The sequence below is a fragment of the Pseudomonas sp. PDM02 genome, assembly GCF_014852285.1.
In the GTDB taxonomy this organism is placed as follows: domain Bacteria; phylum Pseudomonadota; class Gammaproteobacteria; order Pseudomonadales; family Pseudomonadaceae; genus Aquipseudomonas; species Aquipseudomonas migulae.
Genome location: NZ_JACVBL010000006.1, coordinates 147,579 through 161,072, shown reverse-complemented (window position 1 = coordinate 161,072; position 13,494 = coordinate 147,579). Strand labels below are relative to the sequence as shown.

11 protein-coding genes are annotated in these 13,494 nt (G+C 59.4%); 9 read left to right on the top strand and 2 right to left on the bottom strand.

All coding sequences use genetic code 11. The features are described from left to right. Positions 1-197: 197 nt before the first annotated feature. The 7 genes from IB245_RS12450 (at position 198) to IB245_RS12420 (ending at position 9,042) form a co-directional block, all read left to right on the top strand. Complete coding sequence (locus IB245_RS12450) at positions 198-1,799, top strand: ABC transporter substrate-binding protein (protein ID WP_008024394.1); 1,602 nt, start codon at positions 198-200, stop codon at positions 1,797-1,799. A 173-nt stretch (positions 1,800-1,972) separates the two neighbouring features. Next, the gene (locus tag IB245_RS12445; protein WP_008036267.1) at positions 1,973-3,391 is read left to right on the top strand and encodes an OprD family porin; all 1,419 of its coding nucleotides are present in this window, start codon (positions 1,973-1,975) and stop codon (positions 3,389-3,391) included. Positions 3,392-3,468: 77 nt separating this feature from the next. After that, positions 3,469-5,064, top strand: a complete 1,596-nt coding sequence (locus IB245_RS12440) for an ABC transporter substrate-binding protein (RefSeq protein ID WP_192227719.1) — start codon at positions 3,469-3,471, stop codon at positions 5,062-5,064. 74 nt (positions 5,065-5,138) lie between these two features. Beyond that, positions 5,139-6,149, top strand: a complete 1,011-nt coding sequence (locus IB245_RS12435) for an ABC transporter permease subunit (protein WP_008024401.1) — start codon at positions 5,139-5,141, stop codon at positions 6,147-6,149. A gap of 10 nt (positions 6,150-6,159) precedes the next feature. Then, positions 6,160-7,083: an ABC transporter permease subunit gene (locus tag IB245_RS12430; RefSeq protein WP_192227718.1), complete on the top strand. Its 924-nt coding sequence runs from the start codon at positions 6,160-6,162 to the stop codon at positions 7,081-7,083. 10 nt (positions 7,084-7,093) lie between these two features. Beyond that, positions 7,094-8,062, top strand: coding sequence for an ABC transporter ATP-binding protein (locus IB245_RS12425; RefSeq protein ID WP_192227717.1), 969 nt, complete (start codon positions 7,094-7,096; stop codon positions 8,060-8,062). Then, a complete protein-coding gene (locus IB245_RS12420) occupies positions 8,062-9,042 on the top strand; it encodes a peptide ABC transporter ATP-binding protein (protein ID WP_008024408.1) in 981 nt (326 codons plus the stop codon). Before IB245_RS12425 ends, IB245_RS12420 begins: the two co-directional genes overlap by 1 nt. 183 nt (positions 9,043-9,225) lie before the next feature. Here IB245_RS12420 and IB245_RS12415 read toward each other — a convergent pair whose 3' ends face one another. Further along, positions 9,226-9,474, bottom strand: a complete 249-nt coding sequence (locus IB245_RS12415; RefSeq protein WP_192227716.1) for a hypothetical protein — start codon at positions 9,472-9,474, stop codon at positions 9,226-9,228. 327 nt (positions 9,475-9,801) lie between these two features. Continuing rightward, on the bottom strand, positions 9,802-11,385 hold the full coding sequence (locus IB245_RS12410; protein ID WP_008024413.1) for a peptide chain release factor 3: 1,584 nt from the start codon (positions 11,383-11,385) through the stop codon (positions 9,802-9,804). A 466-nt stretch (positions 11,386-11,851) separates the two neighbouring features. On the opposite strand from IB245_RS12410, the gene IB245_RS12405 reads away from it, so the two are divergent. Further along, positions 11,852-12,568: an ABC transporter permease gene (locus IB245_RS12405; RefSeq protein ID WP_192227715.1), complete on the top strand. Its 717-nt coding sequence runs from the start codon at positions 11,852-11,854 to the stop codon at positions 12,566-12,568. Between the two features lie 20 nt (positions 12,569-12,588). After that, positions 12,589-13,482, top strand: a complete 894-nt coding sequence (locus tag IB245_RS12400; RefSeq protein ID WP_192227714.1) for a glycine betaine ABC transporter substrate-binding protein — start codon at positions 12,589-12,591, stop codon at positions 13,480-13,482. Positions 13,483-13,494 lie beyond the last annotated feature (12 nt).

Below are 13,494 nucleotides of genomic sequence, written 5' to 3'. Positions count from 1 at the left end.
TGCCCTTTCCTACGAGTCTTTAGGACTCTACGCATTTACTGCCAGACTCGCGGCTCTTACCGTCGGGTTCTGACCAGTGCACGCGTGGGCTCTCGGTTATTGCTGCACGTCATGGCTTGAGATCAATGACGCCTCCACGTCCCCGGACGGGACAGCGGCGCATTGAAAACACTTAGCGAAAGAGAAAAGGGAGCGTCATGCGCCATACCTTGGTTTTATCCGCATTGCTGGGCACCGGCCTGCTGGCCGCCACTTCCATCAGCCAGGCCGCCAACAACAGCCTGGTGTTCTGCTCCGAAGGCAGCCCGGCTGGCTTCGACACCGCGCAGTACACGACCGCGACCGATAACGACGCCGCCGAGCCGTTGTACAACCGATTGGCAGAATTCGAAAAAGGCGCCACCAACGTCGTACCAGGCCTGGCAAAGAGCTGGGATATTTCCGAAGACGGCCTCAAGTACACCTTTCACCTGCGCGAAGGGGTGAAATTTCATACGACCAAGTACTTCACGCCGAGCCGTGATTTCAACGCCGATGACGTGCTGTTCACCTTCAATCGCATGCTCGATCCGCAGCAACCTTTCCGTAAGGCTTATCCAACCGAGTTCCCGTATTTCAACGGGATGAGCCTGAACAAGAACATCGCCAAGGTCGAAAAGACCGGGCCGCTGACCGTGGTCATGACGCTCAACAGCGTGGACGCCGCGTTCATCCAGAACATCGCCATGAGCTTTGCTGCCATCCTGTCCGCCGAATACGCCGACAAGCTGCTGGCCGAAGGCAAGCCGAGCGACATCAACCAGAAGCCGATCGGCACCGGGCCGTTCGTGTTCAAGAGCTACCAGAAAGACTCCAACATCCGTTACAGCGGCAACAAGCAGTACTGGGACCCGAGCCGGGTCAAGCTCGACAACCTGATTTTCGCCATCAACACCGACGCCTCGGTGCGGGTGCAGAAACTCAAGGCCAACGAGTGCCAGATCACCCTGCACCCACGTCCCGCCGATGTCGAAGCGCTGAAGAACGACGCGAATCTCAAGCTCATCGAAAAACCTGGCTTCAACCTCGGCTACATCGCCTACAACGTGCGCCACAAGCCATTCGACCAGCTCGAAGTGCGTCAGGCGCTGGACATGGCGGTGAACAAGCAAAGCATTCTCAACGCCGTTTACCAAGGCGCCGGTCAACTGGCGCAAAACGCCATGCCGCCGACCCAATGGTCCTACGACGAGACCATTAAAGACGCCGCCTACAACCCGGAAAAAGCCAAGGAACTGCTCAAGGCTGCCGGCGTGAAAGAAGGCACCGAAATTACCCTGTGGGCGATGCCGGTTCAGCGTCCCTACAACCCCAACGCCAAGTTGATGGCCGAGATGCTCCAGGCAGACTGGGCGAAGATCGGTCTCAAAGTGAAGATCGTCAGCTACGAATGGGGCGAGTACATCAAGCGCACCAAAAATGGCGAGCACGACGTCAGCCTGATTGGCTGGACCGGTGACAATGGGGACCCGGACAACTGGCTCGGCACGCTTTACAGCTGCGACGCCATTGGCGGCAACAACTACTCCCAATGGTGTGATCCGGCTTACGACAAACTGATCAAGCAGGCCAAGGTCGTCACCGACCGTGACCAGCGCACCGTGCTTTACAAACAGGCTCAGCAGTTGCTCAAGCAGCAAGTGCCGATCACACCTGTCGCTCACTCGACGGTCAACCAGCCGTTAAGCGCCAAAGTCGAAGGATTCAAGGTGAGTCCTTTCGGCCGCAACGTGTTCTCGGGCGTCAGTATCGACAAATAACCGATTAGCCAAAAAAACGCAGGGGGCGGATTCCGCCCTCACGCAAGCGTATTGCCGTTATTTGCCGATCAGGCCGACAGCAAACGTTTGCGAAGCCTTGTATGAGTTCCAAAACCAATAGCCGGATCACAAAAAAAGACCGGTATAAAAAAAGAAAGAAAGGAGCTTCACCCATGAAACTGAGCAGCACCGCGTTATTGGCCCTGGCCATCAGCAGCGTTACCGCCACGGCCTACGCTGAGTCCCAGAGCCAGGCTTTCACACCGGTCACCGTCAAGGAAAAGAGCGCCCAAAGCGAAGCCACCGGCTTTGTTGAAGGGCAATCGGTCACCGGTTCCACGCGTAACTGGTATGCGAATGAGTCGTTCAAGCGGGGCGCGACGCTCAACTATCGTAAAAATGGTGAGACTCACACGACTGACCGCCGCATCAACTGGGTGCAAGGCACGATCATCAAGTACAACTCGGGCTTCACCGAAGGCACCGTAGGCTTCAGCACCGAAATCGCCGCCTACAACGCCATTGCCCTGGACCGTGACCGTAAAGACCTCGCCTCCGGCAACGGCGGTGCGCCTGAGCCAGGTCGCTCCGGCCGTGGTAACAACCGTACGCTGACTGAAAATGGCGGTGACGCTGTTGATCAGTGGAGCAAACTGGGCTTGGCCAACGTCAAGGCACGCGTCTCCAACACCACACTGACCGCCGGCCGCCAGAATTTCAGCAGCCCGCAAGTGGATGTCATCGGTAACCGTCCCCTGCCTTCGAGCTTCGAAGGTGTGACCCTGCACAGCGAAGAGCTGGAAAACCTCTCCTTCGACCTCGGCACCTTCGACCGTAACTCGCCGCGTACCGAACAGAGCCAGCGCAAGTTCCGCTCCGAATACGGCGACGGTACTGCCGAAGCGGATCACGTCAACACCGCCGGTATCACCTACCAGCCGTTCGCCAGCCTGACCACCAGTCTGTGGGGCACCCAGGCTGAAGACCTGTGGAACCAGTACTACTTCGGCGCCAGCCATGTGTTGGGCGACAGCTCGATCCTGAGCCTGACCACCGGCCTGAACTACTACAAAACCGTCGACGAAGGTAAAGCCAAGCTCGGCCAGATCGACAACGACACCTACTCCCTGTCGTTCGGCCTGACCCACCAGGCTCACAGCCTGACCTTCTCGTACCAGGAAGTGAACGGTAACGAGTACTTCGACTACCTGCACGAAACCAACGGCATCTACCTGGCCAACTCCCTGTTGTCGGACTTCAACGGCCCGAACGAGAAATCCTTCCAGGTCGCCTACGGCCTGAACATGGCTGAATACGGCGTTCCAGGCCTGAAGTTCAACATCTACCAGGCGCGCGGCTGGGGCATCGACGGTACTCACTACAACAGCACCGGCTACGGCGACGTGAAAGGAATGGACGGCGAGCACCATTACGAATACGGCATCGGTGCTTCGTACGCCGTGCAGAGTGGCCCGCTCAAGGCGACCGCGATCCGCGCGACCTACACCGCTCACCGCGCCAGCGAAAACCAGGCGGATGGCAGCCTCAACGAGTTCCGTCTCGTGACCACCATCCCGTTCAACGTTCTGTAATGCACCCGCCGAACGGCTGATTCAGTGACGAATCTACCGTTCGGCTTTTGTCCTTAACTGATTGCAGAGGGCTCTTGATGAAAATGCTTCCCCTACGTGCGGCCATCGCTGCCGCGTTGCTGAGTGTTGCCGTTGGCGTCTCGGCCAAACCCTTGGTGGTTTGCACCGAAGCCAGTCCGGAAGGCTTCGACATGGTTCAATACACGACTGCAGTCACAGCCGATGCGGTGGCCGAAACCATCTTCAACCGCCTGGCGGACTTCAAGCCCGGTACCACCGAAGTGATTCCGGCACTGGCCGAGTCCTGGGACATCAGCGAAGACGGCCTGACCTACACGTTCCACCTGCGCAAAGGCGTCAAGTTTCACACCACCGAATACTTCAAGCCGACCCGCGACATGAACGCCGACGACGTGGTCTGGAGCTTCCAGCGTCAACTGGACCCGAATCACCCGTGGCACAAACTGTCGAGCGTGGGCTTCCCGTACTTTGAAAGCATGGGCTTCAAGGAACTGCTGAAAAGCGTCGAGAAAGTTGACGACAACACGGTCAAATTCTCCCTGACCCGTCGCGAAGCGCCGTTCCTGGCCGACATCGCCATGGCCTTCTCCTCGATTTACCCTGCCGAGTACGCCGACCAGCTGCTCAAGGCGAACAAGACCGGCGACCTCAACAACAAACCGGTCGGCACCGGCCCGTTCGTTTTCCAGCGTTACGCCAAGGACGCCCAGGTTCGCTTCAAGGCCAACCCGGACTACTTCCGTGGCAAGCCGCCGGCTGACTCGTTGATCCTGGCCATCGCCACCGATAACAACGTGCGCCTGCAAAAGCTCAAGGCCAACGAGTGCCAGGTTGCGCTGTATCCGAAGCCGGATGACATCCCGAGCATCAAGAAAGACGCCAAACTGAGCGTCGATGAACTGAACGCGATGACCGTTTCGTACATCGCCATGAACACCACGCACAAATACATGAGCGACGTGCGGGTGCGCAAAGCCATCGACATCGCCTTCGATAAAGAGGCTTATGTCAACGCGCTGTTTGGTAAAGGCAATGCGACAGTGGCGGTCAACCCGTTCCCGGACACGCTGCTGGGCTACAACCACAGCCTGAAAAACCCGGCCCGTGATCTGGACAGGGCTCGCGCCCTGCTCAAGGAAGCCGGCGTACCGGAAGGCACCACCTTCACCCTGTTCACCCGCAACGGTGGTGGCCCGACCAACCCGAATCCGATGCTCGGCGCGCAGATGATGCAGGCTGACCTGGCCAAGGTCGGGATCAAGATCGACATTCGCGTGATGGAATGGGGCGAAATGCTCAAACGCGCGAAAAACGGCGAGCACGACATGGTTTCCGCCGGATGGGCGGGTGATAACGGCGACCCGGATAACTTCCTGACGCCTATGCTCAGTTGCGAAGCCGCGAAGAACGGCGAAAACTATGCACGCTGGTGCAATGACAAGTTCCAGGCGCTGATCGACCAGGCTCGCGAAAAAACCGATCCGGCCGAGCGGGCAGCGCTGTACGAGCAGGCCCAGGTTATTTTTAACCAGGACCAGCCATGGATCAGCATGGCGCACACTAGAATGTTCACCGCTATGCGCAACAACGTAGAGGGCTATCACATTAGCCCCCTCACCACTAATAACTTCGCCACCACCCAGGTGAAGTAGATAAGAAAACTCCCGGTGTCCCTGACTCCAGGGACACCAGGCACGCCTAACCGGCTGATGAGGTACACCAGAAGATGTTTAGTTTTATTGCCCGCCGATTGGGGTTATTGATCCCCACGTTCTTCGGCATCACCTTGCTGACTTTCGCGTTGATTCGCATGATTCCAGGCGACCCCGTGGAAGTAATGATGGGCGAACGACGAGTCGACCCCGAAATGCATGCTCAGGCAATGGAACGCCTAGGTCTGAACAAACCGCTGTATGCCCAATACCTGGACTACATCGGCAAACTGGCTCACGGCGATCTCGGCGAATCCCTGCGTACCCGTGAAAGCGTGTGGAGCGAGTTCAGCTCTCTATTCCCCGCGACCCTGGAACTGTCCATGGCCGCCCTGTTGTTCGCCGGCATCCTGGGCCTTCTGGCCGGGGTGATCGCGGCACTCAAGCGAGGATCCCTGTTCGACCACGGGGTGATGGGCATCTCCCTGGCGGGATATTCGATGCCGATCTTCTGGTGGGGCCTGATCCTGATCATGTTCTTCTCGGTGTCCCTGGGCTGGACCCCGGTGTCCGGGCGGATCGACCTGCTCTATGACATCGAGCCGCGCACCGGCTTCATGCTCATCGACACGCTGCTGGCCGATGACGTCGGTGCGTTCCTCGATGCCCTGCATCACCTGATCCTGCCGGCCATCGTGCTCGGCACCATCCCGCTGGCGGTGATTGCGCGGATGACCCGTTCTTCGATGCTCGAAGTGCTGCGCGAAGACTACATCCGGACCGCCAAGGCCAAAGGCCTGTCGCCGTCGCGCGTAGTGTTCGTGCACGGCCTGCGCAACGCGCTGATTCCGGTACTGACCGTGGTCGGCCTGCAAGTCGGCACATTGCTGGCCGGTGCGGTCCTGACCGAAACCATCTTCTCGTGGCCCGGCATCGGCAAATGGCTGATCGAAGCCATTGGCGCACGGGATTATCCCGTGGTGCAAAACGGCATCCTGTTAATCGCCTGCCTGGTGATTCTGGTGAACTTCATCGTGGACATCCTCTACGGCTTCGCCAACCCACGCATCCGTCACCAGCGCTGAGATCATGACCATGACCACTCCAGCTTCAACTGCAAATCAAGCGGTAACAGTCGATCAAAGCCTGCTGTACCCGTCCCCGTACAAAGAATTCTGGCAAGCGTTCTCCAAGAACAAAGGCGCCGTCGCCGGCCTGATGTTCATGTTGCTGGTGATCTTCTGCGCGATCTTCGCGCCGTGGGTCTCGCCACATAACCCAAGCGAGCAATACCGTGACTTCCTGCTGACCCCGCCGTCCTGGCTGGAAGGCGGGCAAATCCAGTTCCTGCTCGGCACCGATGAACTGGGCCGCGACCTGCTGTCGCGCCTGATCAACGGTTCGCGCCTGTCCCTGCTGATCGGCTTGTCGTCGGTGGTGATGTCGCTGATCCCGGGCATCCTGCTCGGTCTGTTCGCCGGCTTCTTCCCGCGCATCCTTGGCCCGACCATCATGCGTCTGATGGACATCATGCTGGCCCTGCCCTCGCTGCTGCTGGCCGTGGCGATTGTCGCCATCCTCGGCCCTGGCCTGATCAACACCATCATTGCCATCGCCGTGGTTTCGTTGCCGTCCTATGTTCGTCTGACCCGCGCTGCGGTGATGGGCGAGCTGAACCGCGACTACGTGACCGCCGCGCGCCTGGCCGGTGCCGGTCTGCCACGCCTGATGTTCGTCACCGTGCTGCCCAACTGCATGGCGCCGCTGATCGTTCAGGCCACCCTGAGTTTCTCCTCGGCGATTCTCGATGCCGCAGCCCTTGGCTTCCTGGGCCTTGGCGTACAACCGCCAACCCCTGAGTGGGGCACCATGCTGGCTTCGGCTCGCGACTACATCGAACGCGCCTGGTGGGTAGTAAGTCTGCCTGGTTTGACCATTTTGCTCAGCGTGCTGGCAATCAACTTGATGGGCGACGGCCTGCGCGATGCGCTGGACCCGAAACTCAAGAACGCCGCCTGAGGAGATTCAAATGTCACTGTTAGAAATCAAGAATCTCAACGTTCGCTTCGGCGACAAGAACGCCGTTCCGGTGGTCGACGGGCTCGACATTTCCGTGGACAAAGGCGAAGTACTGGCCATCGTTGGCGAGTCGGGTTCGGGTAAATCCGTGACCATGATGGCGCTGATGGGCCTGATCGAGCATCCGGGGATCGTCACCGCCGACGCCCTGAATTTCGACGGCAAGAACATGCTCAAGCTCAGCAACCGTCAGCGTCGGCAAATCGTCGGCAAAGACCTGGCCATGGTCTTCCAGGACCCGATGACCGCGCTGAACCCGAGCTACACCGTCGGTTTCCAGATCGAAGAAGTGCTGCGCCTGCACCTGAAAATGTCCGGTAAGCAAGCGCGCAAACGCGCCATCGAACTGTTGGAAAAAGTGGAAATCCCGGGCGCCGCCAGCCGTATGGACGCCTACCCGCATCAACTGTCGGGCGGTATGAGCCAGCGTGTTGCGATCGCCATGGCGATTGCCGGCGAGCCCAAACTGCTGATCGCCGACGAACCGACCACAGCTTTGGACGTGACGATTCAGGCGCAGATCATGGACCTGCTCCTGGCGTTGCAGAAAGAGCAGAACATGGGCCTGGTGCTGATCACTCACGACCTCGCGGTCGTGGCCGAAACCGCCCAGCGTGTGTGCGTGATGTACGCCGGCCAGGCCGTAGAAGTCGGTCAGGTGCCACAACTGTTCGACATTCCGGCGCACCCGTACAGCGAAGCGCTGCTCAAGGCGATTCCGGAACACAGCCTCGGCGCCTCACGCCTGTCGACATTGCCGGGCATCGTTCCCGGTCGTTACGACCGTCCGCAAGGCTGCCTGCTGTCGCCGCGCTGCCCGTATGTGCAAGACAGCTGCCGCGCGCAGCGTCCGGCCCTTGACCCGAAAAGCAACAGCCTCGCCCGCTGCTTCTACCCGCTGAACCAGGAGGTGGCGTAATGGCCGTCGTACTTACCGCCCGCGACCTCACCCGTCACTACGAAGTGTCCCGCGGCCTGTTCAAGGGCCATGCGACCGTACGCGCCCTGAACGGTGTGTCGTTTGAACTGGAAGCCGGCAAGACCCTCGCTGTCGTAGGCGAATCCGGTTGCGGCAAATCCACCCTGGCCCGCGCCCTGACGCTGATCGAAGAGCCGTCTTCCGGCTCCTTGAAAATCGCCGGGCAGGAAGTCGCCGGGGCTGACAAGGCTCAACGCAAACAACTGCGCAAAGACGTGCAGATGGTGTTCCAGAGCCCGTACGCCTCGTTGAACCCTCGGCAGAAAGTCGGTGATCAACTCGCCGAACCTCTGCTGATCAACACCAGCCTCAGCGCAGCCGAGCGTCGCGAGAAAGTGCAGGCGATGATGAAGCAGGTGGGTTTGCGCCCTGAGCATTACCAGCGCTATCCGCACATGTTCTCCGGCGGTCAACGCCAGCGGATCGCCCTCGCTCGCGCGATGATGCTGCAGCCTAAAGTGCTGGTCGCGGACGAACCGACCTCGGCGCTGGACGTGTCGATCCAGGCGCAGGTGCTGAACCTGTTCATGGATCTGCAGCAAGAGTTCAACACCGCCTACGTGTTCATCTCGCACAACCTGGCCGTGGTGCAACACGTTGCCGATGACGTGATGGTGATGTACCTCGGTCGCCCGGTGGAAATGGGCCCGAAGAACGACATCTACGAGCGTCCGCTGCACCCGTACACCCAGGCGTTGCTGTCGGCCACACCGACCATTCACCCGGACCCGAACAAGCCGAAGATCAAGATCGTCGGCGAGTTGCCCAACCCGCTGAACCCGCCGTCGGGCTGCGCTTTCCACAAGCGTTGCCCGTACGCGACCGACCGTTGCAAAACCGAAGAGCCAGCCCTGCGCCCTCTCGATAACCGCCAGGTGGCTTGCCACTACGCCGAGCAATTCCTCGACGGCGCGGCATAACAGCGGGCTGAAAAAACCTGTAGGAGGGAGCCTGCCCGCGATGGAGTGTCAGCCAACACGGCTGTTACTGATACTCCATCGCGAGCAGGCTCGCTCCTACAAGGGATAGGTGTTCTGTTCAAAAACCTCTTCTGGTTCGATTGCGCGTCAATCGGGTCGAAGGGGTTTTATTTTACCTGCTACTCAGGCCCCTTCTTCCTCATCACTGTCCGGCTCGTCAGTGGTCGTATCATCATCGTCCGCACTGCCGCCCTGCCCCTGATCACCGGGCTCTGATTCGGACTTGGCAATCATCATGCCGGGGTGCGTCACCTGCCCGCTCGATGCCTGCTCATCATGATCCGGGCATTCAGCCCACGCTGCCGCCGACATGCCGACCGACAGCATTACCAAAACCTTCAGCAACAACACAATGCGTTGAAAAATGTTCATGGCTGATTCCATCCTTATCGCAAGTGAAACGTGGTGGACCGACGGTATTGAGTTTGGCGGGATTCACCGGATAGGACCCGAACGATGGACGGGAAATGCCCTGGGTAGGGAGATTGGTTTGAAATAAGCGTTATCTCCGAATCCACTAACAACGGTGATCCCCTGTGGGAGCGAGCCTGCTCGCGATGGCATTCTTTCACTCAATGAATGTGTTGAATGTCACTCCGCTATCGCGAGCAGGCTCGCTCCTACAAGGGGGATTTGTGTCGGGCATTAAAAAACCCCGGTGCTTTCGCGACCGGGGCTTTTGGTTTTGCAGCTCAGCGCTTAGTGGTGCTCACGCGTCGCACGGAATTTCACGTCCGGCCAGCGCTCTTCCATCAGCGCCAGGTTAACGCGGGTCGGCGCCAGGTAGGTCAGGTGACCACCGCCATCGACCGCGAGGTTTTCCACGGCCTTGACCCGGAACTCCTCGAACTTCTTCTTATCGTCGCAATCGATCCAGCGCGCGGAGTACACGGTGATCGGCTCGTAGGAGCACTCAACCTTGTATTCCTCTTTCAAGCGGCTGGCGACCACGTCGAACTGCAGCACACCGACGGCGCCGAGGATGATGTCGTTGCTACGCTCAGGGAAGAACACCTGGGTCGCGCCTTCTTCCGCCAACTGCTGCAAGCCTTGGCGCAGTTGCTTGGATTTCAGCGGATCACGCAGACGCACGCGACGGAACAGTTCCGGGGCGAAGTGCGGGATACCGGTGAAGCCCAGGACTTCGCCCTCGGTGAAGGTGTCGCCGATCTGGATGGTGCCGTGGTTGTGCAGGCCGATGATGTCGCCGGCAAACGCTTCTTCCAGTTGCTCACGCTCGGAGGAGAAGAACGTCAGGGCATCGCCGATCCGCACGTCCTTGCCGGTGCGCACGTGGCGCATCTTCATGCCTTTTTCGTACTTGCCGGAGCAAATGCGCATGAAGGCGATACGGTCGCGGTGTTTCGGGTCCATGTTCGCCTGGATCTTGAACACGAAGCCGCTGAATTTCTCTTCGACCGGCTCCACGGTGCGCTCGTTGGCGACACGGGCCAGCGGTTTCGGTGCCCAGTTGACCACGGCGTCGAGCACGTGATCGACACCGAAGTTGCCCAGTGCGGTACCGAAGAACACCGGGGTCAGTTGGCCGTCGAGGAATTCCTGCTGGTTGAATTCGTGGCAGGCGCCTTGCACCAGTTCCAGTTGATCAACGAAGCGATCGTACTCGTCGCCCAAGTGTGCGCGGGCTTCATCGGAGTCGAGCTTTTCGATGATTTTCACATCGGTGCGCTCGTGGCCGTGACCGGCGGTGTACACGATGATGTAGTCGTCGGCGAGGTGATAAACGCCTTTGAAATCGCGGTAGCAACCGATCGGCCAGGTGATCGGCGCAGCCTTGATTTTCAGGACCGCTTCGATTTCGTCGAGCAGTTCGATCGGGTCGCGGATGTCACGGTCGAGTTTGTTGATGAAGCTGACGATCGGCGTGTCACGCAGACGGCAAACGTCCATCAGCGCGATGGTCCGTGGCTCTACACCCTTACCGCCGTCGAGGACCATCAATGCCGAGTCCACTGCCGTCAGGGTGCGGTAGGTATCTTCGGAGAAGTCTTCGTGGCCCGGGGTGTCGAGCAGGTTGATCATGTGATCGCGATACGGGAACTGCATGACCGACGTGGTAATCGAGATACCCCGCTGCTTTTCCATTTCCATCCAGTCGGAGGTGGCATGGCGGTCGGACTTGCGAGACTTCACCGTGCCGGCAACCGCAATCGCCTTGCCCATCAGCAAGAGCTTCTCGGTGATGGTGGTTTTACCGGCATCGGGGTGGGAAATAATGGCGAAAGTGCGGCGTTTCGCGACTTCGGCGGCCTGTTTGGTCATGGGAAATCGCCTGGCGGTGATTCAAAAAAGGGCGGCGAGTATAGCGCAAACCGACCGCCACGGACCACCGCCCGCCCGGACGCATAGATCTTTGTAGGAGCCGGCTTGCTGGCGATCGCATCACCTCGGTGCACCTGACAAACCGAGGTGATTCCATCGCCAGCAAGCCGGCTCCTACAGGTGGGTGTTATGGCATCGGGCAGGTACGCGTCGGCATCAAGGGTGGCTATCTGCTGCTAATTATGGAACCTTTTAAAAGGTGGAGGCGTCCACTCCCCTGTTACGGCACTCGTCCCAGGGGCTGAAAAATCAGCAAGTTAGCCTGACGAGGCTGCGCTTATGGCTCGATTCATGTCCCTTCGCAGGCATAGAACGCGCTGCTTCTCGCGAACGCTTACTTCGGCAGCCAGGACTGGCATTGCCACACGAAGCTGCGTTCGCCGACAAAGAAAAAAGGAGTCCGCCTGTGGCTATTCGCTATGGCAAAGGGCTGACAGGAGGTGCGGTTGTCGTCGCCCTTCTGGCCCTGCTGGTCCACTGGATTGGCATCAACACGATCGAACAGTACCGCGACGATTTGTTGTTTTACCTGCAAGCTCATCTGATTCTCGTCCTCGCCTCCATGCTGGCCGCCCTTGTTGTGGGCATACCCGCCGGTATCTTCCTCAGCCGTCCGACCATGGTGGGACGCGCCGAACGCTTCATGCAGATCTTCAACATCGGCAACACCGTGCCGCCACTTGCCGTACTGGCCATTGCCCTGGGGATTCTGGGCATCGGCAGCGGCCCCGCGATCTTCGCCCTGTTCCTCGCCTCGCTGTTGCCGATCGTGCGCAACACCTATGAAGGCCTGAAAAATGTTCAGGGTTCCCTCAAGGAAGCGGCCGTCGGCATCGGCATGACGCCGACTCAAGTGCTGTGGCAGGTCGAACTGCCGAACGCCGTGCCGATCATCATCGGCGGTGTGCGTGTGGCGCTGGCGATCAACGTCGGTACCGCACCGCTGGCGTTCCTGATTGGCGCCAACAGTCTGGGCAGCCTGATTTTCCCCGGCATCGCCCTGAACAATCAGCCGCAACTGCTGCTCGGCGCGGCCTGCACCGCCCTGCTGGCCTTGCTGCTCGACGGCCTGGTGACACTCGCCAGCCGCCTCTGGCTCGAACGCGGCTTGCGCCCGTCTTAAGCCTCGGCAAAGGAATAATCATGAAGACATCAAGCTTTTTACTAGGCTGCGTTCTGCTGTTCTCGGGAATCGCCCAAGCCGCTGAAAAACCGGTGATCCGCATCGGCGCCCGGGTGTTCACCGAACAAACCCTGCTCGCGGAAATCACCTCCCAGTACCTGCGCGCCAAGGGTTATGACACCCAGGTGACTGGCGGTCTGGGCAGCAACCTCGCTCGCAGCGCCCACGAAAGTGGCCAACTGGATCTGATGTGGGAATACACCGGCGTCTCACTGGTGGCCTACAACCATGTCACCGAAAAACTCGACAGCGCTCAGTCCTACGCCAAGGTGAAAGAACTCGACGCGAAAAAAGGCCTCGTCTGGCTGACCCCGTCGAAGTTCAGCAACACCTACGCCCTGGCCCTGCCGGAAAAAACTGCGAAGGCCTACCCGCAGATCAACACCATCAGCGAACTGAACACGGTGATGCAGGCTGAGGCGAAGACTAATCACCTGGTCGCGCTGGACACCGAGTTCGCCAACCGCTCCGACGGTCTGGACGGCATGGTCGACCTCTACAGCATGAACCTGACGCGCAAAAACATCCGCCAGATGGATGCAGGCCTGGTCTACACCGCCCTGCGCAACGGCCAGGTGTTCGCCGGCCTGGTCTACACCACCGACGGTCGCTTGAACGCCTTCAAGTTGAAACTGCTTGAAGACGACAAGCACTACTTCCCGGACTACACCGCCGCGCCGGTGGTGCGTCAGGTTTACCTCGATGCCCACCCGAAACTGGCGCAAGAGATCAAGCCGCTGGCCGAGCTGTTCGATGACGAAACCATGCGCCAGCTCAACGCGCGGGTCGATGTCGATCACGAAAGCCCTTCATCCGTTGCTGCCGATTTCCTGCGCCAGCACCCCATCAACTAAGGAGGAAAAGTC

What these genes read in the sequence shown, in the direction of transcription:
- IB245_RS12450 (WP_008024394.1), top strand. Translation starts at nt 198, where the DNA reads ATGCGCCATACCTTGGTTTTATCCGCATTGCTGGGCACCGGCCTGCTG.
- IB245_RS12445 (WP_008036267.1), top strand. Translation starts at nt 1,973, where the DNA reads ATGAAACTGAGCAGCACCGCGTTATTGGCCCTGGCCATCAGCAGCGTT.
- IB245_RS12440 (WP_192227719.1), top strand. Translation starts at nt 3,469, where the DNA reads ATGAAAATGCTTCCCCTACGTGCGGCCATCGCTGCCGCGTTGCTGAGT.
- IB245_RS12435 (WP_008024401.1), top strand. Translation starts at nt 5,139, where the DNA reads ATGTTTAGTTTTATTGCCCGCCGATTGGGGTTATTGATCCCCACGTTC.
- IB245_RS12430 (WP_192227718.1), top strand. Translation starts at nt 6,160, where the DNA reads ATGACCACTCCAGCTTCAACTGCAAATCAAGCGGTAACAGTCGATCAA.
- IB245_RS12425 (WP_192227717.1), top strand. Translation starts at nt 7,094, where the DNA reads ATGTCACTGTTAGAAATCAAGAATCTCAACGTTCGCTTCGGCGACAAG.
- IB245_RS12420 (WP_008024408.1), top strand. Translation starts at nt 8,062, where the DNA reads ATGGCCGTCGTACTTACCGCCCGCGACCTCACCCGTCACTACGAAGTG.
- IB245_RS12415 (WP_192227716.1), bottom strand. Translation starts at nt 9,474, where the DNA reads ATGAACATTTTTCAACGCATTGTGTTGTTGCTGAAGGTTTTGGTAATG.
- IB245_RS12410 (WP_008024413.1), bottom strand. Translation starts at nt 11,385, where the DNA reads ATGACCAAACAGGCCGCCGAAGTCGCGAAACGCCGCACTTTCGCCATT.
- IB245_RS12400 (WP_192227714.1), top strand. Translation starts at nt 12,589, where the DNA reads ATGAAGACATCAAGCTTTTTACTAGGCTGCGTTCTGCTGTTCTCGGGA.